At 50.3% G+C, this 21241-nt stretch carries 35 protein-coding genes; 32 read left to right on the top strand and 3 right to left on the bottom strand.

What is annotated here, in order from left to right; genetic code table 11:
• Window positions 1-180: 180 nt before the first annotated feature.
• From K4A83_RS02340 to ndhN, 3 genes are all read right to left on the bottom strand, one after another.
• On the bottom strand, window positions 181-651 hold the full coding sequence (locus K4A83_RS02340) for a salt stress protein, Slr1339 family (protein WP_265262774.1): 471 nt from the start codon (window positions 649-651) through the stop codon (window positions 181-183).
• Window positions 652-732: 81 nt separating this feature from the next.
• Window positions 733-1338 (bottom strand): vWA domain-containing protein, encoded by a 606-nt coding sequence (locus K4A83_RS02345; RefSeq protein WP_265262775.1) that lies wholly within the window; start codon window positions 1336-1338, stop codon window positions 733-735.
• 40 nt (window positions 1339-1378) lie between these two features.
• On the bottom strand, window positions 1379-1855 hold the full coding sequence (gene ndhN, locus K4A83_RS02350) for an NAD(P)H-quinone oxidoreductase subunit N (protein ID WP_265262777.1): 477 nt from the start codon (window positions 1853-1855) through the stop codon (window positions 1379-1381).
• 575 nt (window positions 1856-2430) lie between these two features.
• Between ndhN and rplC the strand changes: the two genes are divergently transcribed.
• From rplC to ntcA, 32 genes are all read left to right on the top strand, one after another.
• Complete coding sequence (rplC, locus tag K4A83_RS02355; protein ID WP_265262778.1) at window positions 2431-3069, top strand: 50S ribosomal protein L3; 639 nt, start codon at window positions 2431-2433, stop codon at window positions 3067-3069.
• Between the two features lie 61 nt (window positions 3070-3130).
• Window positions 3131-3763: a 50S ribosomal protein L4 gene (gene rplD / locus K4A83_RS02360; RefSeq protein WP_265262779.1), complete on the top strand. Its 633-nt coding sequence runs from the start codon at window positions 3131-3133 to the stop codon at window positions 3761-3763.
• Window positions 3756-4058 carry a 50S ribosomal protein L23 gene (locus tag K4A83_RS02365; protein ID WP_265262780.1) on the top strand — a complete coding sequence of 101 codons (303 nt, stop codon included), beginning with the start codon at window positions 3756-3758 and terminating at the stop codon, window positions 4056-4058. The genes rplD and K4A83_RS02365 overlap by 8 nt, the downstream gene beginning before the upstream one ends.
• A gap of 41 nt (window positions 4059-4099) precedes the next feature.
• Window positions 4100-4933: a 50S ribosomal protein L2 gene (gene rplB / locus K4A83_RS02370; RefSeq protein ID WP_265262781.1), complete on the top strand. Its 834-nt coding sequence runs from the start codon at window positions 4100-4102 to the stop codon at window positions 4931-4933.
• A gap of 12 nt (window positions 4934-4945) precedes the next feature.
• Window positions 4946-5227, top strand: a complete 282-nt coding sequence (gene rpsS / locus K4A83_RS02375; RefSeq protein WP_017303348.1) for a 30S ribosomal protein S19 — start codon at window positions 4946-4948, stop codon at window positions 5225-5227.
• Between the two features lie 12 nt (window positions 5228-5239).
• Complete coding sequence (gene rplV / locus K4A83_RS02380) at window positions 5240-5599, top strand: 50S ribosomal protein L22 (RefSeq protein WP_265262782.1); 360 nt, start codon at window positions 5240-5242, stop codon at window positions 5597-5599.
• Window positions 5600-5610: 11 nt separating this feature from the next.
• Window positions 5611-6330, top strand: coding sequence for a 30S ribosomal protein S3 (rpsC, locus tag K4A83_RS02385; RefSeq protein ID WP_265262784.1), 720 nt, complete (start codon window positions 5611-5613; stop codon window positions 6328-6330).
• 112 nt (window positions 6331-6442) lie between these two features.
• Entirely contained in the window at window positions 6443-6862 is a 420-nt protein-coding gene (gene rplP, locus K4A83_RS02390) for a 50S ribosomal protein L16 (protein ID WP_026079503.1), read from the top strand.
• Window positions 6863-6865: 3 nt separating this feature from the next.
• On the top strand, window positions 6866-7108 hold the full coding sequence (rpmC, locus tag K4A83_RS02395; RefSeq protein WP_265262785.1) for a 50S ribosomal protein L29: 243 nt from the start codon (window positions 6866-6868) through the stop codon (window positions 7106-7108).
• A 7-nt stretch (window positions 7109-7115) separates the two neighbouring features.
• Window positions 7116-7364: a 30S ribosomal protein S17 gene (gene rpsQ, locus K4A83_RS02400; RefSeq protein WP_265262786.1), complete on the top strand. Its 249-nt coding sequence runs from the start codon at window positions 7116-7118 to the stop codon at window positions 7362-7364.
• Window positions 7365-7416: 52 nt separating this feature from the next.
• Window positions 7417-7785, top strand: coding sequence for a 50S ribosomal protein L14 (gene rplN, locus K4A83_RS02405; protein ID WP_017303354.1), 369 nt, complete (start codon window positions 7417-7419; stop codon window positions 7783-7785).
• Window position 7786: 1 nt separating this feature from the next.
• Window positions 7787-8140, top strand: a complete 354-nt coding sequence (gene rplX, locus K4A83_RS02410; protein WP_407809789.1) for a 50S ribosomal protein L24 — start codon at window positions 7787-7789, stop codon at window positions 8138-8140.
• A 59-nt stretch (window positions 8141-8199) separates the two neighbouring features.
• A complete protein-coding gene (gene rplE / locus K4A83_RS02415) occupies window positions 8200-8745 on the top strand; it encodes a 50S ribosomal protein L5 (RefSeq protein WP_265262787.1) in 546 nt (181 codons plus the stop codon).
• Between the two features lie 48 nt (window positions 8746-8793).
• A complete protein-coding gene (gene rpsH / locus K4A83_RS02420; protein WP_265262788.1) occupies window positions 8794-9195 on the top strand; it encodes a 30S ribosomal protein S8 in 402 nt (133 codons plus the stop codon).
• 190 nt (window positions 9196-9385) lie between these two features.
• Window positions 9386-9928: a 50S ribosomal protein L6 gene (gene rplF, locus K4A83_RS02425; RefSeq protein ID WP_265262789.1), complete on the top strand. Its 543-nt coding sequence runs from the start codon at window positions 9386-9388 to the stop codon at window positions 9926-9928.
• A 3-nt stretch (window positions 9929-9931) separates the two neighbouring features.
• A complete protein-coding gene (gene rplR / locus K4A83_RS02430) occupies window positions 9932-10294 on the top strand; it encodes a 50S ribosomal protein L18 (RefSeq protein WP_265262790.1) in 363 nt (120 codons plus the stop codon).
• 37 nt (window positions 10295-10331) lie between these two features.
• Window positions 10332-10859 (top strand): 30S ribosomal protein S5, encoded by a 528-nt coding sequence (gene rpsE / locus K4A83_RS02435; protein ID WP_017303360.1) that lies wholly within the window; start codon window positions 10332-10334, stop codon window positions 10857-10859.
• Between the two features lie 24 nt (window positions 10860-10883).
• Entirely contained in the window at window positions 10884-11342 is a 459-nt protein-coding gene (gene rplO / locus K4A83_RS02440) for a 50S ribosomal protein L15 (protein WP_265262791.1), read from the top strand.
• Between the two features lie 48 nt (window positions 11343-11390).
• Window positions 11391-12722 (top strand): preprotein translocase subunit SecY, encoded by a 1332-nt coding sequence (secY, locus tag K4A83_RS02445; RefSeq protein WP_265262792.1) that lies wholly within the window; start codon window positions 11391-11393, stop codon window positions 12720-12722.
• Window positions 12723-12809: 87 nt separating this feature from the next.
• Window positions 12810-13391: an adenylate kinase gene (locus tag K4A83_RS02450; RefSeq protein WP_265262793.1), complete on the top strand. Its 582-nt coding sequence runs from the start codon at window positions 12810-12812 to the stop codon at window positions 13389-13391.
• Window positions 13392-13550: 159 nt separating this feature from the next.
• Window positions 13551-13775, top strand: a complete 225-nt coding sequence (infA, locus tag K4A83_RS02455; RefSeq protein WP_008191178.1) for a translation initiation factor IF-1 — start codon at window positions 13551-13553, stop codon at window positions 13773-13775.
• 134 nt (window positions 13776-13909) lie between these two features.
• On the top strand, window positions 13910-14023 hold the full coding sequence (gene rpmJ / locus K4A83_RS02460; protein WP_015218377.1) for a 50S ribosomal protein L36: 114 nt from the start codon (window positions 13910-13912) through the stop codon (window positions 14021-14023).
• Window positions 14024-14429: 406 nt separating this feature from the next.
• A complete protein-coding gene (gene rpsM / locus K4A83_RS02465; RefSeq protein ID WP_265262799.1) occupies window positions 14430-14813 on the top strand; it encodes a 30S ribosomal protein S13 in 384 nt (127 codons plus the stop codon).
• A 60-nt stretch (window positions 14814-14873) separates the two neighbouring features.
• Window positions 14874-15266, top strand: a complete 393-nt coding sequence (gene rpsK / locus K4A83_RS02470; protein ID WP_017303365.1) for a 30S ribosomal protein S11 — start codon at window positions 14874-14876, stop codon at window positions 15264-15266.
• A 148-nt stretch (window positions 15267-15414) separates the two neighbouring features.
• Entirely contained in the window at window positions 15415-16356 is a 942-nt protein-coding gene (locus K4A83_RS02475) for a DNA-directed RNA polymerase subunit alpha (RefSeq protein ID WP_265262801.1), read from the top strand.
• Between the two features lie 101 nt (window positions 16357-16457).
• Window positions 16458-16808, top strand: coding sequence for a 50S ribosomal protein L17 (rplQ, locus tag K4A83_RS02480; RefSeq protein WP_265262803.1), 351 nt, complete (start codon window positions 16458-16460; stop codon window positions 16806-16808).
• 4 nt (window positions 16809-16812) lie between these two features.
• Window positions 16813-17679, top strand: coding sequence for a tRNA pseudouridine(38-40) synthase TruA (gene truA, locus K4A83_RS02485; protein WP_265262804.1), 867 nt, complete (start codon window positions 16813-16815; stop codon window positions 17677-17679).
• A gap of 21 nt (window positions 17680-17700) precedes the next feature.
• The gene (rplM, locus tag K4A83_RS02490; RefSeq protein ID WP_265262805.1) at window positions 17701-18156 is read left to right on the top strand and encodes a 50S ribosomal protein L13; all 456 of its coding nucleotides are present in this window, start codon (window positions 17701-17703) and stop codon (window positions 18154-18156) included.
• A 2-nt stretch (window positions 18157-18158) separates the two neighbouring features.
• On the top strand, window positions 18159-18569 hold the full coding sequence (gene rpsI / locus K4A83_RS02495; RefSeq protein WP_265262806.1) for a 30S ribosomal protein S9: 411 nt from the start codon (window positions 18159-18161) through the stop codon (window positions 18567-18569).
• A gap of 37 nt (window positions 18570-18606) precedes the next feature.
• The gene (gene rpmE / locus K4A83_RS02500; RefSeq protein WP_265262807.1) at window positions 18607-18846 is read left to right on the top strand and encodes a 50S ribosomal protein L31; all 240 of its coding nucleotides are present in this window, start codon (window positions 18607-18609) and stop codon (window positions 18844-18846) included.
• A 224-nt stretch (window positions 18847-19070) separates the two neighbouring features.
• The gene (gene prfA / locus K4A83_RS02505) at window positions 19071-20183 is read left to right on the top strand and encodes a peptide chain release factor 1 (protein WP_265262808.1); all 1113 of its coding nucleotides are present in this window, start codon (window positions 19071-19073) and stop codon (window positions 20181-20183) included.
• Window positions 20184-20369: 186 nt separating this feature from the next.
• Window positions 20370-21047: a global nitrogen regulator NtcA gene (gene ntcA / locus K4A83_RS02510; RefSeq protein WP_017304389.1), complete on the top strand. Its 678-nt coding sequence runs from the start codon at window positions 20370-20372 to the stop codon at window positions 21045-21047.
• The last annotated feature ends 194 nt before the right edge of the window (window positions 21048-21241 follow it).

The raw sequence follows: 21241 nt of genomic DNA on the forward strand, positions 1-21241 counted from the left end.
TCCGTCCGGTTTCGGTGTCTCGAATAATTTGAAGTTTCTCAGCAGACCTTAAGTAAATTCAATTAGACACCTGTTCCATGACAATCCCCTCGAATGTGTTAAGGGAATCTACGGTATTTGAAATCCCGACTGAAAGGACTCCGGCAACTTCATCATCCAGTCAAATTGATATATTTTCTTTTAGGATTCTTGACACAATGCCTTTAAATAGTCCATTGCGGCGGCTAACTTAGAAGGATAATGATAGGCAAACTCTTCAAACCATAATCCCTCATCTGAATCTGGATCTAACTGTTTTAACCACATTTCGGCCTGACGTTTTAACGCCTTTTCTTGTTGTTGCCGTCGCCATGCTTGCTCCCGTTCAATTCTAAGCAACTTCTCTTTTTCTTGGAGTTGCTGCGCTAAATCTGGCTCAGATTTTGGTTTTTGCCACTTCTCTAATAAGTGATCAAAATCTAGGTCAACCGTAGGCTCTTTAGGTTGACTGACCTGGGAAAATTGCGCTTGCAACTCCTGCAAAAAGTCATCGGTTGCCGCAGAAACGGGCGGTTTCGGTTGAGAGACAGGTGGGGATTGAGTCGGCGGGCGAACAAACTGATTCTGGAGGTTAGTTAAAAAGCTATCAAGTTCCCCTTGTTGCTCTGACATGGGTGGCTTCCTCCTCTGGGCTAGAATATCATTAGGTTGAGGTTCTACTTTCATATTAACCCCGTTACGGCTTTCCCCCCATCAATCGACAATGGCATGAATGAGAACATCCGTTAACGTCATTTCCCCCATTTCATCAATCGTCAAAGTGTCCACAATATCAAAACGCGCTCCCGCCCCTTGCAACTGATCATCTAATACCTTTAAAAAACGGGTCGCCTCTCCATTATGACCGACTTGAATAAAGGAAATCGCTAACTCATCATCTCGCTCAATCCGTTGTGAAGCGTCTAGGATTAAACGAATTAAGCGCCCTCGATCTTTAATATTGCCATCAGTTACGACTAAAAATGTCTCTCCATTGGGCTTAGACTGCCCTAATGCCTTTCGTTCAAAATAACTATGTAGGGCATCCTCTAAGGCGCTACAAAGCCCGGTGTGACCTGTGGGGGTGTTTTCCTGAAAGATTCGTGCCACTCGGTCAGATGTAACATGATCATAACGACGAAAACGCCCGGAAAATACATAAACTGTAATGCCATCGGGGTCAAACATCTCGCACTGTATGGCTAAAGCAAGGGTAGACTCCTGCATGATTTCCCAGTGACTTTTGCCTACTCGCGGGTCAATTTGTGACATACTGCCACTTTTATCAATAATCAGGGTGTAGTCACGGGCTTCTAGCATGGGAGTCTCCCCGCTTCTGCAAGGTTGAAAGAATGGAGAGTTAGGCAGCGCGAATGACATCCTGAAGGGGTTGCCACCGGAAATAACGCTCTCCTCCTAATTCTAAGACAACTTTCAATCGGGGTTCTTGTTTGGGCAGATTGACCAGATATTCAATTTCTTGGTTGGACAAAATCATGCCTTCAAGAATCCACAAGACTAGACCTTTAGCGGTGGGTGGCAGGGTTTCTAATTGGGAGAGTGCGATCGCCGGAACATAATACACCGGCCCCACAGCCGCACTCTGGGCAATATTCTTCTTGCCTAAATGAGGAGGTCGCACCCCATGCACCCCCGTTAAATAGGACGCTACATCCCCCAAGCCCCGCGCTGTCAAGTGGAGGGAATAATACCCCGTAGCCCGTAAGCGTCGTTGATAGCGACCCTCAAAACCCCCTTCTAAGGGCGCGTACACACCTAAAGCACCATGCTTTTCTAAATCCCGAATAAAGGGTTTCCCCGTCGTCAGTAGCGGCATAACCTTCTCACATTGCTAAAAAACGGCTTGATCTCCTTGCCAATTATAAAGACTCCCGGCTCAATTCCCAATCTCTCTCCCATCCCTTGACTCTTTGCGTCAAAACCGCTATAGTGGACGATTGTGACCTCATAAACACCCTAAGCGTGTTGAGGTTGAACGTGAGGTTCAATCAGTGACCACCTGAAGAAACAAAAGGGTTTCAACCCCCAGAGTTCCAGCGTGACACTAGATGAATGCCTCGTTCAAGATACTGAGGAGAGCTTAATTGAGTTCCTTAAGTCCTGAGCGAAACACGGCAACTCGTTAGCTAATTACTTGGTTTGACCGTTCACAGAACTCCTAGATTTCTAGTCCCTGCAAACAGGTTAAACCCGATAGCAAAACGCGAAAACCGTTGATCTTCCGTGATCATCATGTTCCGGTCATCCCGTCTGGATGATCCTGTGCGTGGTCGTCATGGACGTTTCTTGTGAAGTGCGGGCAACATCGGAGGACGAACCTATCTCCGGGCCCAAATCTTTAATTCAAGTTGATTCAAGTAGTGTTGTCTAGCAAAAGAGAGGGGTAAACCCGTGTCTTTCGGTATCCTCGGTACCAAACTGGGCATGACTCAAATTTTTGACCAAGAAACCGGAAAAGCGATTCCGGTGACAGTCATTCAAGCAGGTCCATGCACCGTTACTCAAATTAAAACACCAGAAACCGATGGCTACACCGCCGTTCAGGTCGGCTACCAAGAAGTTCGACCCAAAGCGTTAACCAAGCCAGAACTCGGTCACTTAGAAAAATCTGGGGCTGCGCCTCTGCGTCATCTCACAGAGTATCGCGTCTCAGAATCCAATACATTTGAACTGGGACAAGCCATCAAGGCTGATATTTTTAGCCCCGGTCAACTGATTGATGTTCATGGAACGAGCATCGGTCGTGGTTTTGCGGGCTATCAAAAGCGGCATAACTTCCGACGCGGCCCCATGTCTCACGGTTCCAAAAACCACCGACAACCCGGTTCTACCGGTCCGGGGACAACTCCCGGTCGGATTTTCCCCGGGAAACGCATGGCTGGACGCTATGGCGGAACCAAAGTGACCATCCGCAAGCTGGAAGTGGTGCGAGTGGACGCAGAACGCAACCTGTTACTGGTGAAAGGCTCTGTCCCCGGCAAACCCGGCGCATTGGTCAGCATTACGCCCGCCAATATTGTCGGTCAATAGAGCCATCAGTCCAATCCTAGAACAGAAAACGAACCAGAAAATAGGAACCAGAAAATAAACAATGGTTACTTGTGTAGTGAAAAACTGGGAAGGGGAAGCGGTTGGTGAAGCCACCCTAGAACTGAAGGTTGCTAAAGAAGAAAATGCAGCCCATATTGTTCACCGCGCCCTAGTGCGTCAACTGGCCAACGCCCGACAAGGTACCGCCTCCACCAAAACCCGCGCCGAAGTGCGTGGGGGGGGACGTAAACCTTGGCGGCAAAAAGGCACCGGACGCGCCAGAGCCGGATCCATTCGTTCTCCCCTGTGGCGGGGAGGCGGGGTCATTTTCGGACCCAAACCCAGAGATTATAGCCAAAAAATGAACCGCAAAGAGCGGCGGCTGGCTTTGAGAACAGCGATCGCCAGTCGGGCAGAGGACATCATTGTAGTGGAAGAATTTGCCGAACAATTTGCTCGCCCCAAAACCAAGGATTTAGTCACCGCTTTAAACCGTTGGGGTGCAAACCTTGACCGGAAAGTGCTGCTCATCCTTAACGAAAAAGTGGAGGGGGTTTACCTATCCGGTCGGAATATCGCCAATCTGAGAATGATTTCAGCGAATCAGTTAAACGTTTACGACTTACTGAACGCCGACCGCATTGTTACCACTCCTTCAGCACTGGCAACGATTCAGGAGGTCTACAGTGACTGAGTACAATCCCCGTGATTTAGCCGATCTGATCATCAAGCCGATTGTGACGGAAAAAGCAACCCTGTTGCTTGAACAAAACAAATACGTCTTTGATGTGGTTCTCAAAGCCACCAAACCCGAGATTAAAGCGGCCATTGAGAGTTTATTTAACGTCAAAGTGACGAAAGTGAACACAGCGCGCCCCCCGCGTAAGAAAAAACGGGTCGGGCGGTTTGTGGGCTATAAACCCCAATACAAACGCGCCATCGTCACCTTAGCCGAAGGGGATTCCATTGTTCTCTTCCCAGATGTTTAGGTCAGACCAACAACTACCACATCTAAAATCTAAAATCTAAAATGGGTATTCGTTCTTATCGACCAATGACTCCTGGGACTCGGCAAGCCAGTGTTTCTGACTTTGCGGACATCACCAAGAGTAAACCAGAAAAATCCCTCACCCAGTATAAGCACCGCAAAAAAGGTCGCAATAACCGGGGGGTAATTACTAGCCGCCGTCGGGGGGGTGGACACAAACGCCTCTACCGTTTAATTGATTTTCGGCGGGATAAACACAACATTCCAGCGCGGGTGGCGGCCATTGAATATGACCCCAACCGCAGCGCTCGCATTGCTTTGCTCTACTACCAAGATGGAGAAAAGCGTTACATTATCTGTCCCGACAAATTACAAGTCGGGAGTACCGTAGTCTCGGGTCCCACGGCCCCCTACGAAGACGGCAACGCCCTGCCCTTAAGTAACATCCCATTAGGGACCGATGTTCACAACATCGAGTTATACCCCGGTCGGGGAGGGCAAATGGTACGAGCGGCTGGCGGTTCAGCCCAAGTAGTCGCCAAAGAAGGGGATTACGTCACCCTGCGCTTACCCTCCAAAGAGGTGCGCATGGTGCGCAAAGAATGCTACGCCACCATTGGTAAAGTCGGCAACGCCGATGCCCGCAACTTGAGTTTAGGGAAAGCCGGACGCTCCCGCCACTTAGGCCGTAGACCGGAAGTCCGAGGCAGTGCCATGAACCCGGTGGATCACCCCCATGGTGGTGGTGAAGGCCGCGCTCCCATCGGTCGTCCCGGCCCAGTCACGCCTTGGGGTAAACCCGCCTTGGGTCGTAAAACTCGTAAACGCAATAAACCGAGCGATCGCCTGATCGTCCGGCGACGTAGCTCAAGGTAGGAGGCAAAAACTATGAGTCGTTCTCTGAAAAAAGGTCCCTTCATCGCGGACAGTTTATTAAGCAAAATCGAAAAGCTGAATGAAAAAGGCGAAAAACAGGTGATTAAAACCTGGTCCCGCGCCTCAACCATTCTGCCCAACATGGTAGGTCACACCATTGCCGTTCATAACGGGAGGCAGCACGTCCCCGTTTATGTGTCCGAGCAAATGGTGGGTCATAAATTAGGCGAATTTGCACCGACCCGGACCTTCCGCGGCCACGCCAAAAGTGACAAAAAAGCCGGGAGACGCTAAGGGGAGAAAACTATGGCAGTTGAAACACAAGAAGAAGTTAAAGCGATCGCCCGCTACATTCGGATGTCCCCCTTTAAAGTGCGGCGCGTACTCGACCAAATTCGGGGTCGCTCCTACCGGGAAGCCCTGATTATCCTCGAATTCATGCCCTATCGAGCCTGTGAACCGATCACCAAAGTCCTCCGTTCTGCGGTGGCCAATGCGGAACACAACAACGGTTATGACCCCAGAGACCTGGTAGTGACCCAAGCCTACGCCGACCAAGGTCCCAAACTGCGGCGGTTTCGCGCTCGCGCCCAAGGCCGGGCTTATCAAATCCATAAGCCCACCTGTCACATCACCGTTGCCGTTGCCCCATTACTAGAGGAATAGAGGAAAAAAACGTGGGACAGAAGATTCATCCAACTGGTTTCCGTTTAGGAGTCACCAAAGAGCATAAGTCCTGTTGGTATGCCGATACCAAACGCTATCCCGAACTCCTGCAAGAAGATCATCAGATTCGGCAGTATGTCGAGAAAAACCTCAACAACGCCGGAATCTCTGATGTGCGCATCGAACGGAAAGCCGATCAAATCGACCTAGAAATTCATACCGCTCGCCCCGGCGTAGTGGTCGGTCGGGGCGGCAGTGGTATTGAATCCCTCCGCACCGGACTGCAAGAACACCTCGGCGGCAACCGCCAAATCCGCGTCAACGTGATCGAAGTCTCCCGCGTCGATGCCGATGGGGTCTTAATCGCCGAATACATCGCCCAACAACTGGAACGACGGGTTTCGTTCCGGCGCGTAGTGCGTCAAGCCATTCAACGCGCCCAACGAGCCGAAGTGCAAGGCATCAAGATCCAAGTCAGTGGCCGCTTAAACGGGGCAGAAATTGCCCGGACCGAGTGGACTCGCGAAGGTCGGGTTCCCCTGCACACCCTGCGCGCTGATATCGACTACGCCTATCGCACCGCCCGCACGATCTACGGGATCTTAGGCATTAAGGTCTGGGTCTTCAAAGGGGAAATCATCCCCGGTCAAGAAGAAGCCCCCAGCGCCGCTCCCGCGCAAACCCCCCGTCGTCAACGTCGCCGTCAACAATTTGAAGACCGCTCCGAATAGGTGGATCTTCCGAATTGTTAACGGTTGAGGATGACCGGGAGCAAGGATAAGGGTTGCGGTCGGGATCATTGTTCCCAGCCTGCACCCATCACCCATTACCGATTACCCAACCATGTTAAGTCCTAGAAGAACAAAGTTCCGGAAACAACACCGTGGGCGGATGAGAGGTCTGGCCAAAGGAGGTACTACCTTTAATTTTGGTGAGTTTGCGCTCCAAGCCACAGAACCCTCTTGGATTACTGCCCGCCAAATTGAGGCCGCCCGTCGTGCCATGACCCGTTATGTCCGCCGGGGTGGGAAAATCTGGATTCGGATTTTCCCCGATAAACCCGTGACCATGCGACCCGCCGAAACCCGGATGGGTTCAGGGAAAGGCTCCCCCGAATTCTGGGTAGCCGTAGTTAAACCCGGTCGCATCATGTTTGAAATGGCCGGGGTGAGTGAAGAAGTCGCCCGGGAAGCCATGCGTCTGGCCGCCCAAAAACTGCCCATCAAGACTAAGTTTATTGTTCGTCCCCAGGAGGAAGTCTAAATTATGGCACTTCCTAAAGTTTCAGATGCCCGCAAACTGAGCGATCAAGAATTGAGCGCGGCCATTGTGGAAGCCAAGAAAAAACTGTTTGATTTGCGCTTACAACAAGCCACCCGACGGTTAGAAAAAACTCACGAGTTTAAACATACTCGCCGTTGGATTGCTCAACTGCTCACCGTTGAAACCGAACGTCAAAAAATGGCTGATGCTTCAGCCTCCACCCCTGTAGCTCAAGAAGAGGAGTAACCCCCTGATGGCAGCGAAAGAGCGTGTGGGAAACGTAATCAGCACCAAAATGGATAAAACCATTGTGGTGGCTGTGGAAAACCGTTCTCCCCATCCCAAGTACGGCAAAATTGTCGTCAAAACCAAGCACTATAAGGCGCATGATGAAGAAAATCAGTGCCAAGAAGGCGACCGTGTGCGCATTCAAGAAACCCGCCCTTACAGCAAAACCAAACGCTGGATCTTGCGCGAAATCATGAACCGCACAGTGGTCTAGCCTTCTTTATTCATCCTCTTGTTTATTACTGGCGACTGATTGCAAACCAGCCATGATTCAACAACAAACCTATCTCAATGTTGCCGACAACAGTGGCGCTCGCAAACTCATGTGTTTGCGCGTCCTCGGAACAGGCAACCGTCGCTACGGTGGCATTGGTGATGTCATTATTGCCGTCGTAAAAGATGCGATCCCCAACCAAGGGGTCAAAAAATCCGATATCGTGCGCGCCGTCATTGTGCGCACCCGCCATTCTCTCCGCCGGGATAGTGGCATGAGCATCCGCTTTGATGACAACGCCGCCGTGATTATTAACAACGACGGCAACCCCAAAGGAACCCGGGTTTTTGGTCCGGTGGCTCGCGAACTTCGGGATAAAAACTTTACGAAAATCGTTTCGTTAGCTCCGGAGGTGATCTGATATGGCAACTAAAGCAAAAGCAACCCCCAAAGCCTACAAAATGCACGTCAAGAAAGGCGACACCGTACAGGTGATTTCGGGACGGGATAAAGGCAAAGTCGGGGAAGTGCTAAAAGCCATGCCCAAAGAAAGTAAAGTGGTGGTTAAGGGCGTGAACGTGCGCACCAAGCACGTTAAACCCCAACAAGAAGGCGAGTCTGGGCGGATTGAAACCTTTGAAGCCCCCATTCATAGCTCTAATGTGATGCTCTATTCCGATAAGGAAAAAGTCACGAGCCGCGTTTGCTACACCTTCACCGAAGATGGCCGCAAAGTGCGAATGCTGAAAAAAACAGGCGAGATTTTGGACAAATAACCCCCCTTCTCTCCGATTCACCCTCGTTCCTGACCAAGCCCAGGAAGCACTAAACAACCATGACACAACGACTGAAAACCCTGTATCAAGAAACCATTGTTCCCAAATTAACGGAACAATTTGGTTACACCAATATCCATCAAGTTCCCAAAGTGGTGAAAATCACCGTCAACCGGGGACTCGGAGAAGCATCTCAAAACGCCAAAGCATTAGAATCGTCGATTAATGAACTGGCAACGATTACCGGACAAAAGCCTGTGGTGACCAAGGCCAAAAAGGCGATCGCCGGATTCAAAATTCGTCAAGGAATGCCCGTCGGCGTAATGGTCACTCTCCGTTCTGACCGAATGTACGCCTTTTTAGACCGCTTAATTAGCCTGGCCTTACCTCGGATTCGTGACTTTCGGGGCATTAGTCCCAAAAGTTTTGACGGACGAGGGAACTACAGCCTTGGCGTGCGTGAACAGTTGATTTTCCCAGAAATTGATTACGACAGCATTGATCAAATTCGAGGAATGGATATCTCCATCATCACCACCGCCAACACCGATGAAGAAGGACGCGCCCTCTTGAAAGAGATGGGAATGCCCTTCCGTGACAACTAAGCCCAGCAGCCTTGCATCAGCACTATAAGGAGGAAAAAGCTTTCACCTATGGCGGCTAACGACACCATTTCCGATATGCTCACCCGCATCCGCAATGCGGGGGCAGTCAGACACCCCACGACCCATATTCCCTCAACCCGAGTCACCCGCGATATTGCCAAAGTTCTCAAAGCGGAAGGCTTTATTGGAGACTACGAAGAAGTCGGGGAAGGCGTGAAGAAAGAACTGGTTCTGACCCTGAAATATAAAGGCAGAACCCGCAAACCCATCATCACCGCCCTCAAACGCATTAGCAAACCCGGGTTACGGGTTTACAAAAACCGGAAAGAACTCCCCCGCGTCCTCGGTGGCATTGGCATCGCCATTATTTCCACCTCCAGTGGAATCATGACCGACCGGGAAGCCCGGCAGCGAGGCATTGGCGGCGAAGTTTTGTGTTACGTCTGGTAAGAATCAGTGAACAGTAAACAGTAAACAGTGAGCCGTGAGCCGTGAACAGTCAGCCGTAAACCGTAAATCCTTTGCTCGACTAACGCCTGATAACTGATCACTCATTAGGAAACACTGATGACTAACTCATGATTACTGATTACTGGCAACTGATGACTGATCAAGGACTGAAGTAAGGAGTAATGAGGTAATGTCTCGTATTGGTAAACGCCCTATAGAGATCCCCGATAAAGTCACTGTCACCATTAATGGTTCCCATGTGGCCGTCAAAGGGCCTAAAGGTCAATTGGAGCGCGTCCTGCCCTCCCAAGTCAGCGTAGAACAAGAAGACAAAGTGGTGCGCGTATTGCGCAAAGACGAATCCCGCTTGTCTCGCCAGCGTCATGGTCTATCCCGTACCCTCGTCGCCAATATGGTCGAAGGGGTGTCTAAAGGCTATGAAAAACGCCTAGAAATCCAAGGGGTAGGTTATCGCGCCCAAGTTCAAGGCACAAAACTAATCTTGAACGTTGGCTACAGTAAACCCGTAGAAGTAGACCCCCCCGAAGGGATTCAACTGACCCTCGGAGAGAAAAACACTGAAGTGATTGTCAGTGGGATTAATAAAGAAATTGTGGGCAACGTGGCCGCCAAAATTCGCGCCATCCGTCCCCCTGAAGTCTATAAAGGCAAAGGTATTCGCTATAAAGGCGAATTTGTCAGACGTAAAGCAGGTAAAGCAGGCAAGAAATAAACCATGAAACGTACTCGCAAAGCATCCGTACAGCGCCGTCATCGGCGGCTGCGTAAAACCGTCACCGGAACCGCCGAACGTCCCCGTCTCGCGGTCTTTCGGTCCCAACAGCACATCTATGCTCAAGTCATTGACGATGTGGCACAACATACCCTAGCCGCCGCATCCACCCTTGAGCCTGAACTGAAACAGCAACTGGCCTCTGGGTCAACTTGTGAAGCGTCTTTGGCTGTGGGTGCCGCGATCGCAGAACGAACCCTCGCCAAAGGGATCACTCAAGTCGTCTTTGACCGGGGAGGCAACCTCTACCACGGTCGCGTGAAAGCCCTCGCCGATGCTGCCCGCGAAGGCGGATTAAACTTCTAAACCCATCCAGTCTAGGTTCAATCGAGGAAACTTAACCATGCCCAAAGGCAAGAAAAAAGGCCGTAAAAACCAAAAAGAACAAGAAAACGCCTTTCAAGAGCGCGTGATCCAAATTCGTCGGGTGAGCAAAGTCGTCAAAGGCGGTAAAAAACTCAGTTTCCGCGCCATTGTGGTAGTCGGCAATGAACGAGGTCAAGTCGGCGTAGGCGTTGGTAAAGCTGCCGATGTCATCGGAGCCGTGCGCAAAGGCGTAGCCGACGGGAAAAAACAACTGGTAGACATCTCCCTCACCAAATCCAACTCCATCACCCACCCCGCTCGCGGTGTGGCCGGAGGAGCTAAAGTCATGATGCGCCCCGCCGCACCGGGGACTGGGGTAATTGCCGGGGGAGCCGTGCGCACCGTGTTGGAACTCGCCGGAGTGAAAAACATCCTCGCCAAACAACTGGGATCCAACAACCCTTTAAACAATGCTCGGGCCGCCGTAGATGCGCTGCAAACCCTGCGCACCTTTAAAGACGTGGCCGAGGAACGAGGCATTCCAGTGGAAAACCTCTATATCTAGATAGCAAGCGGGAGAACAGAAGGAATGAGACTTAACGACGCAGTACCCAAAAAAGGCTCTAGAAAGAGTCGTCGCCGGGTCGGTCGGGGCATTGCCGCCGGACAAGGGGCCAGCTGTGGTTTTGGGATGCGGGGTCAAAAATCCCGCTCCGGAACCGGCACCAAACCCGGTTTTGAAGGGGGTCAAATGCCCCTTTATCGCCGCGTCCCGAAATTAAAGCACTTTACGGTGATTAATCCTCGTCGGTACACTACGATCAATGTAAGTAAGCTAGCTTCCTTGCCAGCCAATGCAGAAGTCACTTTAGAATCCCTGTTAGAACAAGGATTATTAACAGCCAGTAACCAAGGCCCATTAAAAGTCCTGGGCAACGGTGAAATCAATGTGGCCCTAAACGTCAAGGCAGCCGCCTTTTCTGCTAGTGCCAAAGAAAAAATTGAAGCTGTCGGCGGGAGTTGTGAAGTGATTGAGGCAAAAGCCTAAGCAAAGGAGCAAGGCCTATGGCTCATAGTTTAAGTGAGGTAAACCTTCATGGTCGTTAGCCGCGATAAAACACCAACGGCTCAAGAAACATTTATGCAGATGGCGCAAGCGGCCGGATTAAGAGGTCGCTTGCTCGTCACGTTAGGATTGCTCATTTTAGTGCGCCTTGGGGTCTATGTTCCCATTCCGGGAGTGGATCGACCCCGTTTTTTGGCTGAAATTGAAGGCAGTCCTGTGATCGGGTTTCTGGATGTCTTCTCCGGTGGGGGACTTTCCCTATTGGGGATTTTTGCTTTAGGGATTCTGCCTTTTATTAATGCTTCGATCATTATGCAGTTACTGACGGCGGCTCTGCCCTCGTTGGAAAATTTACAGAAAAATGAAGGGGAAGCAGGACGGCGGAAGATTTCCCAAATTACCCGTTATGTGGCGACAGGTTGGGCCGCCCTACAAAGTACCATGTTGGCCGTTTGGGTGCAGAATTATGCGATTAATCCAGGGCCAGTTTTCTTTGTGCAAACGGTTCTAGCTTTTACGGCTGGGGCTATGTTTGTCATGTGGGTGTCGGAACTGATCACGGAACGAGGCATCGGCAACGGAGCATCTTTGTTGATTTTTGTCAACATTGTGGCCGTGTTACCGATGATTTTGGGCAATACCATCGGCTTTGCTCAAGAAGATGAGCAAGGCATTGTCAAGGTGGTGATCCTGTTATTGTCGTTCTTGGCCATGATTGTGGGGATTGTTTTTGTTCAAGAAGGGACAAGGCGCATTCCCATTATCTCCGCCCGTCGTCAAGTGGGACGGCGGCTCTACCGCGAACGCAAGAACTATTTACCCCTGCGGCTCAATCAAGGGGGCGTAATGCCGATTATTTTTGCCTCGGCGGTGTTGTTTTTACCAGCGTCCCTCGAACAGTTTACCCGGACGGGTGAGGGCTTTGTGGGTCAACTCCATCAAGTGTTCGGCCCCATTGCCAATGCCTTACGCTTTGATGGACCAACCCCTTGGATTTATGTCTTGGTATTCTTTACCTTGATTGTATTCTTTAGCTATTTTTATGCGTCCCTAATTGTCAATCCGGTGGATATGTCCCAAAATCTCAAGAAGATGGGGACCAGCATTCCGGGTATTCGTCCGGGGAAAGCCACCAGTGAATATTTAGAACGGGTGATTAACCGTTTGACGTTCTTAGGGGCGATGTTCTTGGGCGTGGTGTCTACGGTGCCGACGGCCATTGAAAGCGCGACCGGGGTCGAAACCTTAAGGGGTTTAGGGTCTACTTCGCTGCTGATTTTGGTTGGGGTCGCCATTGATACCGCCAAGCAAATCCAGACCTATGTGATCTCTCAGAGATACGAGGGAATGGTGAAAAAATAGGGGTTGTGGGGGGCAAGGGGGACTGTTGCCGTCGGGCAGAACCTCACCCTCTCGGCTCAATGTTCAACGCCAAATCTTAAGGAATTTATGAGCAAGCGCATTATTTTCTTGGGTCCACCTGGCTCGGGAAAAGGCACTCAAGCCAAAATCTTAGCCCATTCCATGGACATTCCCCATATTTCGACAGGGGAAATTTTGCGTCGGGCGGTGGCGGAAGAAACCTCTTTGGGCAAAAAAGTGAAGGACTTTTTGGAACAGGGGGACTTGGTGCCAGATTCTCTGTTAGTGGATTTGATTCGCGAACGTTTGAACAGCGAGGATGCCGATGAAGGCTGGATTTTAGACGGCTTTCCTCGGACGATTGCCCAGGCCAATTTTTTGGAGGAGTTGTTACAGGAGTTCCAAGAAACCCGCAAGGTGGTGTTTAATCTGGAAGTTCCTGAACCAGTTTTAGTGGAACGCTTACTCCATCGAGCCCAGGAGGAAGGGCGTGCCGATGATACGGAGGAGACGATTCGCCACCGTCTTCAGGTGTATCATGATCTAACGGAAGCGGTGATTGATTATTACCATGAACATGAGGATCATGATCTTTATTCTGTGAATGGCGATCGCCTCCCGGAAGAAGTGGCGAAGTCCTTAAACGAAATTGTCATGGTTAGTGCCTGATTCGACTATCGGAGCAGCCCCTTGCCTGTGGGTTGAGGTTTGCTAAGATGGGTCGGGGCCGTTCTGACGTTGGGCTGTCGTGTCTTAGGGAGCAATGCCCTATGGAGCGCAACCCGCAGGACTCAATTTTTTACTGTTGTTTTTGAGGATTCTTAACCCTTGGCTAAACAAGATTTGATTGAAATGGAGGGGACAGTCACAGAATCCCTCCCCAATGCGATGTTCCGGGTGGATTTAGATAATGGGTTTAATGTGTTAGCCCATATTTCCGGCAAGATTCGCCGGAATTACATCAAAATCTTACCGGGCGATCGCGTGAAAGTCGAATTAACCCCCTACGACTTAACCAAAGGCCGGATTACCTACCGCTTACGCAAAAAGTAGTCCCCCTCCAGTTAGGTCGTCCGCTAGGTTTTCAACACTCGTCTTGAAAACAAGGGTCTAGAGTGTCTTTTGAACCTGTACAAAAACCGTTATTATTGATATAATAATAAGCTTGCAGTGTTGCCAAAATCGGCATGAAAGTTAGAGCATCAGTAAAGAAAATTTGTGACAAATGCCGCGTCATTCGCCGTCGCGGTCGAGTTATGGTGATCTGTTCTAACCCGAAACACAAACAACGTCAAGGTTAAGTCAAGGTTAGACCCCTGTAGGGAATTTGTCGGGATCCGAGTTCTTATATTAGTCCTCTAGACCCAATCCTATGGGGTAGGAAGCCCTGTCTGAGTCCAAAATCGAAGGTTAAACGCCCAAAGTGATGACTAAACCGTTATCCCACCGGGTTCAATCCCCAAGATTAACACCCGTTTGGTTTCAAATTAGTCCTTCAACCCTCCTCAAGGTTTAGCTGAAAGTTTGGCTTAAAGTGTAGTGCTTAAAGACTCATTCGAGGTTAGCCTTGTCCCGTTGAAAGACTTCGTTAGGCAGACCCTAACTCTGTGTGAACCGGGTTGGACAGTTCCCAGTTAACTACTAGGGCTGTCCACCACCCCACTCTTACAGAAAACAGCAAAAGCATTCATAAGGGAGAAATTCATTGTGGCACGGATTGCTGGTATAGACCTTCCCCGTGATAAGCGTGTCGAAATTGGCTTGACTTATATTTACGGGATTGGTTTGTCACGTTCTCAGGAAGTGTTAAAAGAAACGGGCGTAAACCCCGACACTCGTGTTCGGGACTTGAGTGATGAAGATGTCACCAAGTTACGTTCCTATATTGAGACGAACTTCCAAGTAGAAGGCGACCTCAGACGCTTAGAAACCATGAATATTAAGCGTCTAGTAGACATCGGAGCCTATCGCGGTCGTCGTCACCGTCAAGGTTTACCCGTGCGCGGTCAACGCACCCGCACCAATGCCCGGACTCGTCGGGGCAGACGGGTAACAGTTGCAGGGAAGAAAAAAGCAGCAGCTAAGAAATAATTTCCTGTGGATTTGTTTCCCATTTCATTCGTTTTCCAGATTTAATTTGCAGAAAGGAATATGGCGCGACCAACAAAAAAAGGCGGAACGAAAAAGCAAAAACGCAATGTTCCAAGCGGTATCGCTCACATCACCTCCACCTTTAACAACACAATTGTGACCATTTCGGATACCAAGGGGGATGTTATCTCTTGGGCATCCTCCGGGTCTAGTGGCTTTAAAGGGGCGAAGAAAGGCACACCCTTCGCCGCTCAAACCGCCGCCGATAGTGCAGCGAAACGAGCCATTGAGCAAGGAATGCGTCAACTCGAAGTCATGGTGAGTGGGCCCGGGGCTGGTCGTGAGACAGCTATCCGCGCTCTCCAGGCCGCTGGGTTGGAAATTACCTTGATTCGGGATGTGACCCCCATTCCTCACAATGGCTGTCGTCCTCCAAAACGCCGTCGAGTGTAATCCTCGAATCACAGCCAAATGAATGATGAAACATCGGACAGGATTGTAGGGCGGAGTTCATCATTCAGGGTTTTTGCGTAGGCGTAATTTTTGGCGTAGGCGTGATTCTTTGCGTAGGCGTAACAATGGGAAGGGAGGTAACAAAGCGGTGGCGCAATTTCAAATTGAATGTGTAGAGTCTAAGACTCAAAAAAACCAAAGTCAATATAGCAGATTTGTCATTGAACCTCTAGAACGAGGACAAGGCATTACCGTCGGCAATGCGCTAAGACGGGTTTTGCTGGCTAATCTGGAAGGGGCAGCCGTGACCGCCGTTCGTATTGCGGGCGTGAGTCATGAGTTTTCCACGATTCCGGGGGTGCGGGAGGATGTGCTGGAAATTCTCTTAAATATGAAAGAGATGGTGTTCCAGAGTCATGCCACGGGATCGACCATTGGTCGTTTAGTGGCAACCGGACCCGCAACGGTAACGGCCGCCCAGTTTGACCTGCCCTCAGAAGTGGAAGTGGTGGACAAGAACCAGTATATTGCGACCTTATCTGAGGGGGCGCGCCTAGAGATGGAGTTCCGCATTGACCGGGGCAAAGGCTACCGGGCGGTGGATCGAGGTCGGGATGAAAATTCTTCCTTGGACTTCATGCAGATCGACGCGGTGTTTATGCCTGTCACGAAGGTGAACTACAGTGTAGAAGATACCTTGACGGATGGCTCTTCACCCAAGGATCGGTTGGTTCTGGATATTTGGACCAATGGCAGCATGAAACCCGAGGAAGCTCTATCTCAGGCGGCGGAGATTGTGGTGGATTTATTTAATCCACTCAAGGATCTGACCTTGGAGAGTATTACCGAGGATCAAGAAGTTCCCGATGATCCCACCAGTCAGATTCCCATTGAGGAATTACAACTCTCGGTTCGGGCTTATAACTGTCTGAAGCGGGCGCAAATTAACTCGGTGGCGGATCTATTGGACTATTCTCAAGAAGACCTCTTGGAAATCAAGAACTTTGGTCAAAAGTCGGCTGAAGAGGTGATCGAAGCGCTGCAACAGCGTTTAGGGATCACGTTACCCCAAGAAAAAGCGAAACCCTAAACCCGGGGGGACATCCGGTCACTGACAAGCTAGGGGACGGATGGAACAACCGGGTCGAGGCTCGTCAATTGTCGAAGTTACTGTAAAGGAGATTCGTTAAAATGCGTCATCGTTGCAGAGTCCCCCAATTGGGACGACCTGCGGATCAACGGAAAGCGTTGTTGCGATCGCTCACCACTGAATTGATCCGTCATGGTCAAATCACAACCACCAAGGCCCGAGCCAAGGCGGTGCGCTCGAAAGTCGATCAGATGATCACTTTAGCCAAGGATGGCTCTCTGGCGGCTCGTCGTCAGGCCATGAGCTATTTGTATGACAAACAGTTAGTTCATTCCCTCTTTGCCGATGTCAAAGAACGTTATGGCGATCGCAATGGCGGATATACCCGAATCGTGCGCACGAAGCGCCGTCGGGGGGATAACGCGGAAATCGCCATCATTGAACTGAACTAGGGCAATGCCGACTGTGGAGCAGACGGGAGAAACCTCAAGGGTGGCCTTGGTGATTCAGTACATCGGAACTCACTTTCAGGGGTGGCAAAGACAGCCCAATCAACGCACCGTCCAAGCGGAACTTGAAGAGGCGATCGCCCAAGTTGTGGGGCAGAAGGTCACAGTACATGGTGCGGGACGAACGGATACTGGAGTTCATGCCGCCGCTCAGGTGGCGCATTTTAATCTCACCAGTCCGATTCCCGCCGAAAAATGGGCGACAATTTTAAATTCCTATTTGCCCGACGACCTTTTGATCCGTGCTTCTGCCCCCGTTCCAGCCCGTTGGCACGCCCGCTTTTCTGCCCTGTGGCGACGTTACCGTTATACGTTCTACACCGCGAAACGCCCCAACTTGTTTGTCCGACCCTTCTGTTGGCACTACTACCATGCTCCCCTAGAAGAATCCTTGATTCAGGCTGCTCTGAAGCCTTTGCTAGGACGGCATCACCTCGCCGCCTTCCACCGGGCTGGGTCTTCCCGTCAGCATTCTTGGGTTGAAGTGCAGGAGGTGGACTGTTCCCGCCAGGGGGACTTTCTCCACCTCGAAATTCAGGCCAATGGCTTTTTATACGGCATGGTGCGCTTACTGGTGGGGATGTTAGTGGAGGTGGGCAATGGCAGCCGCTCCTTGGAAAACTTCCAAGACATCTGGCAAAACCAACGGCGGGAATTGGTGAAATATGCCGCCCCCGCCAAAGGTCTTTGTTTATTGCGGGTGGGTTATCCAGACTTTCCCTTTCCCCCCGAAATTTGGTTTGATAGCCAGCCTCAGTTCAGTTTTCGCCCTTCCCCCGTCTGCGCCCACGACCGCCGATTAATTCAGTCCTGATTATCTATTGAAACAAGACTCATGGAAAAAACAGCCTTACCTACGAAAGACACCCTAGACCAGAAATGGTATGTTGTGGATGCAGCAGACCAACGACTGGGACGACTAGCCACGGAAATCGCCAATATTTTACGGGGCAAAAATAAACCCACCTTTACCCCCCATATGGATACGGGGGATTTTGTGGTGGTGGTCAATGCCGAAAAAGTGGTAGTTACCGGGAAAAAAGCCTCCCAAAAACTCTACCGTCGCCACTCGGGCCGGCCGGGGGGGATGAAAACGGAAACCTTTAACCAACTGCAAAACCGCATCCCTGAACGGATTATTGAGCAGGCGGTTAAGGGGATGCTGCCCAAAAACTCTTTGGGGCGGAAGTTGTTTACGAAACTCAAAGTGTATAGCGGGCCTGACCATAAACACCAAGCTCAACAGCCGGAAGTTTTAACGATTAATACTCAACCCACAGGAGGTCAATAATCATGCAAGCAGGGAATAATGAACGGGCGGTCTATTGGGGAACAGGTCGCCGCAAAAGTGCGATCGCCCGCGTGCGTTTAGTCCCCGGCAGTGGCAAATTAATTGTCAACAACCGCCCCGGCGAAATTCACTTTAACCAAAACCCCAGTTATTTAGCCATTGCCAAAGCCCCCTTAGAAACCTTGGGCTTAGAAAATGAGTATGATATTTTAGTCAATGCTCACGGCGGTGGACTGACCGGACAATCCGATGCGGTTAGATTAGGAGTGGCTCGGGCCTTATGCCAACTCGACCCCGACAACCGTCAACCCTTGAAAGTAGAAGGGTATTTAACCCGAGATCCCCGAGCGAAAGAGCGGAAGAAATACGGCTTGAAAAAAGCCCGCAAAGCCCCTCAATTCTCGAAACGTTAAATTTATTGTTTTTGTATATCCTAGGAGGATTCAAGCCATGCCCAAAGAAGGGATTCACCCTGAATGGTACCCCGAAGCGAAGGTCATTTGTAACGGTGAAGTTGTGATGACGGTCGGTTCGACCAAGCCAGAAATCCATGTAGAAATTTGGTCCGGCAACCACCCGTTTTATACCGGAACCCAGAAAATTATTGACACTGAAGGACGGGTTGAACGGTTTATGCGCAAATACGGAATGTTCGAGGCTCCCAAGGCCGCGGACGATCCGGAAAAATAGCGGTTTAATTTTTTGTGACCAACCCAGCAGAAACTCTGCTGGGTTGATTGCGTATTTAGGTTATATTTTGGTGAGTTCTGGTGGATTAGACATCTCCTAAACCCCTGTTTTAGCAAGGGTGGAAGCGGTGTTTTAGCCCAATGATCGGAGATATGTATAGCCCTTGTCAGAACGATGGAACTCACGGAACTTGTACCATCGTAAGCAGTGAAAAAGGACGAATTATGGCGGAATCGTATTTACTCGATAAACTCAAATCTGTTGAACAAACATTTAATGAATTAAGCCGTCGTTTAGCGGATCCCGATGTGGTCACCAATCCCAGCGAGTTGCAAACTGTGGCTAAGGCGCGGGCTTCCCTGGAAGAAACGGTGAATACTTATGAGGAATGGAAAAAAGCCCAAGAGGAGTTAGCGGGGGCGAAGGAGGTGTTAAAGGAGGCGGGGGGCGATGCGGAAATGCAGGAAATGACCGCCTTGGAAGTGAAGGAGTTGGAACAAAGAATTGAAGAACTGGAATATCAGTTAAAGATTTTATTGTTACCTAGTGATCCCAACGATGAGAAGAATATTATGTTGGAGATTCGCGCTGGGACTGGGGGGGATGAGGCGAGTATTTGGGCGGGGGATTTATTGCGGATGTATTCCCGTTATGCGGAGTCTCAAAAGTGGAAAGTGGCTTTAGTCAGTGAGTCTCTGGCGGAAATGGGGGGGTTTAAGGAGGTGGTGCTGGAAATTCAGGGCGATCGCGTTTACAGTAAACTCAAGTTTGAGGCCGGAGTCCATCGGGTGCAACGAGTGCCTGTCACCGAGGCAGGGGGACGAGTTCACACCTCCACGGCAACGGTGGCGATTATGCCCGAGGTGGATGAGGTAGAAGTGCAAATTGATCCTAAAGATATTGAGATCAGTACCGCTCGTTCCGGGGGGGCTGGAGGCCAAAATGTCAACAAGGTAGAGACGGCCGTGGACTTGATGCACAAACCGACCGGGATTCGGATCTTTTGTACCGAAGAACGATCCCAGTTGCAAAACCGGGAACGGGCGATGCAGATTTTGCGGGCGAAGTTGTATGAGATGAAATTGCGCGAACAACAGGAGGCTGTAACCTCTTTAAGGCGATCGCAAGTCGGCACCGGCGCTCGTTCCGAGAAAATCCGCACCTACAACTACAAAGACAACCGCATCACCGACCACCGTTTAGGGCAGAACTTTACCTTAAGCGGTGCCCTAGAGGGTGATATTGATAACCTGATTCAAGCTTGTATTAGTCAAGACCAGCAGGAGCGTTTAGAACAGTTAGCCAACTCCCCAGAAGTGGCTGGGTTAAATCAGTAAACCCTAATTTGACTACTCCCCGCTCTAAAGAGACGGAGATTCCCCGGAGGGATTGTGTTAGGAATCTGACATCCTCCCGACGCTGACTCTCTCCAGTTGTTCCCCAATTCTACCCATCTAAGCATGATCGCCTATAATTGTCTCAGCCTAAGTTCACTTAACTATTGTCCCTAAACCGCTTCTGCAATGGATTTTTCCGTATTTGAAAATCAACCTTTAGCCTCGGTGTTTCGTCAAGTAGGAAGCGGTTCATTTCCGCCCGTTGTCGAAACCTGTGAACGCGGAAAAACGATCTTTTTCCCCGGAGATCCCGCCGAACGAGTTTATTTTTTAATGAAAGGCGCGGTGAAACTGTCGCGAGTTTACGAGGCCGGGGAGGAGATTACCGTGGCCTTGTTGCGGGAAAATAGTGTGTTTGGGGTTTTGTCTCTCATTACAGGACAAAAATCCGATCGTTTTTACCATGCCGTAGCCTTTACCCCGGTAGAGATGCTCTCCGCCCCCATTGATCAGGTCGAACAGGCCCTAAAAGAAAATCCAGATTTAGCGATGGTCATGTTAAAAGGGCTATCTTCTCGGATTTTGCAAACCGAGATGATGATTGAAACCCTCGCTCATCGGGATATGGGTTCTCGTTTGGTGAGTTTTCTGCTTATTCTCTGTCGGGATTTTGGTGTGCCAACACCCAACGGGATTCGCATTGACCTGAAATTGTCTCATCAAGCCATTGCCGAGGCCATTGGGTCAACTCGGGTAACGGTGACTCGTCTGTTGGGGGATTTGCGCCAAGAGGATATGATCTCGATCCACAAGAAAAAGATTACGGTGCATAATCCAGTCGCCCTAAGTCAACAGTTTACCTAGAGTCGTGATTAATCATCAGTCCACCATGATCAATTCTCAATTTCTTGATACCTCACTCGGCTAAAACTTGACCAAAAATAATGGGTTTCAAGCCCCGCCCTTCCAGGGCGGCATTAGGAGTGCTACAATGATACCAAGCAAGCCAGTGTCAAACAATGTTGGTTCTCGAATACAAGGTCAAACCCAAACCTTAT

It is taken from the genome of Spirulina subsalsa FACHB-351, assembly GCF_026130165.1.
Lineage (GTDB): Bacteria > Cyanobacteriota > Cyanobacteriia > Cyanobacteriales > Spirulinaceae > Spirulina_A > Spirulina_A subsalsa_A.

Coding starts and splice junctions, on each gene's coding strand:
- K4A83_RS02340 (WP_265262774.1), bottom strand. CDS start 651: ATGTCAGAGCAACAAGGGGAACTTGATAGCTTTTTAACTAACCTCCAG.
- K4A83_RS02345 (WP_265262775.1), bottom strand. CDS start 1,338: ATGCTAGAAGCCCGTGACTACACCCTGATTATTGATAAAAGTGGCAGT.
- ndhN (WP_265262777.1), bottom strand. CDS start 1,855: ATGCCGCTACTGACGACGGGGAAACCCTTTATTCGGGATTTAGAAAAG.
- rplD (WP_265262779.1), top strand. CDS start 3,131: ATGGTTACTTGTGTAGTGAAAAACTGGGAAGGGGAAGCGGTTGGTGAA.
- rplB (WP_265262781.1), top strand. CDS start 4,100: ATGGGTATTCGTTCTTATCGACCAATGACTCCTGGGACTCGGCAAGCC.
- rpsS (WP_017303348.1), top strand. CDS start 4,946: ATGAGTCGTTCTCTGAAAAAAGGTCCCTTCATCGCGGACAGTTTATTA.
- rplV (WP_265262782.1), top strand. CDS start 5,240: ATGGCAGTTGAAACACAAGAAGAAGTTAAAGCGATCGCCCGCTACATT.
- rplP (WP_026079503.1), top strand. CDS start 6,443: ATGTTAAGTCCTAGAAGAACAAAGTTCCGGAAACAACACCGTGGGCGG.
- rpmC (WP_265262785.1), top strand. CDS start 6,866: ATGGCACTTCCTAAAGTTTCAGATGCCCGCAAACTGAGCGATCAAGAA.
- rpsQ (WP_265262786.1), top strand. CDS start 7,116: ATGGCAGCGAAAGAGCGTGTGGGAAACGTAATCAGCACCAAAATGGAT.
- rplN (WP_017303354.1), top strand. CDS start 7,417: ATGATTCAACAACAAACCTATCTCAATGTTGCCGACAACAGTGGCGCT.
- rplX (WP_407809789.1), top strand. CDS start 7,787: ATGGCAACTAAAGCAAAAGCAACCCCCAAAGCCTACAAAATGCACGTC.
- rplE (WP_265262787.1), top strand. CDS start 8,200: ATGACACAACGACTGAAAACCCTGTATCAAGAAACCATTGTTCCCAAA.
- rpsH (WP_265262788.1), top strand. CDS start 8,794: ATGGCGGCTAACGACACCATTTCCGATATGCTCACCCGCATCCGCAAT.
- rplF (WP_265262789.1), top strand. CDS start 9,386: ATGTCTCGTATTGGTAAACGCCCTATAGAGATCCCCGATAAAGTCACT.
- rplR (WP_265262790.1), top strand. CDS start 9,932: ATGAAACGTACTCGCAAAGCATCCGTACAGCGCCGTCATCGGCGGCTG.
- rpsE (WP_017303360.1), top strand. CDS start 10,332: ATGCCCAAAGGCAAGAAAAAAGGCCGTAAAAACCAAAAAGAACAAGAA.
- rplO (WP_265262791.1), top strand. CDS start 10,884: ATGAGACTTAACGACGCAGTACCCAAAAAAGGCTCTAGAAAGAGTCGT.
- secY (WP_265262792.1), top strand. CDS start 11,391: ATGGTCGTTAGCCGCGATAAAACACCAACGGCTCAAGAAACATTTATG.
- K4A83_RS02450 (WP_265262793.1), top strand. CDS start 12,810: ATGAGCAAGCGCATTATTTTCTTGGGTCCACCTGGCTCGGGAAAAGGC.
- rpmJ (WP_015218377.1), top strand. CDS start 13,910: ATGAAAGTTAGAGCATCAGTAAAGAAAATTTGTGACAAATGCCGCGTC.
- rpsK (WP_017303365.1), top strand. CDS start 14,874: ATGGCGCGACCAACAAAAAAAGGCGGAACGAAAAAGCAAAAACGCAAT.
- rplQ (WP_265262803.1), top strand. CDS start 16,458: ATGCGTCATCGTTGCAGAGTCCCCCAATTGGGACGACCTGCGGATCAA.
- truA (WP_265262804.1), top strand. CDS start 16,813: ATGCCGACTGTGGAGCAGACGGGAGAAACCTCAAGGGTGGCCTTGGTG.
- rplM (WP_265262805.1), top strand. CDS start 17,701: ATGGAAAAAACAGCCTTACCTACGAAAGACACCCTAGACCAGAAATGG.
- rpsI (WP_265262806.1), top strand. CDS start 18,159: ATGCAAGCAGGGAATAATGAACGGGCGGTCTATTGGGGAACAGGTCGC.
- rpmE (WP_265262807.1), top strand. CDS start 18,607: ATGCCCAAAGAAGGGATTCACCCTGAATGGTACCCCGAAGCGAAGGTC.
- prfA (WP_265262808.1), top strand. CDS start 19,071: ATGGCGGAATCGTATTTACTCGATAAACTCAAATCTGTTGAACAAACA.
- ntcA (WP_017304389.1), top strand. CDS start 20,370: ATGGATTTTTCCGTATTTGAAAATCAACCTTTAGCCTCGGTGTTTCGT.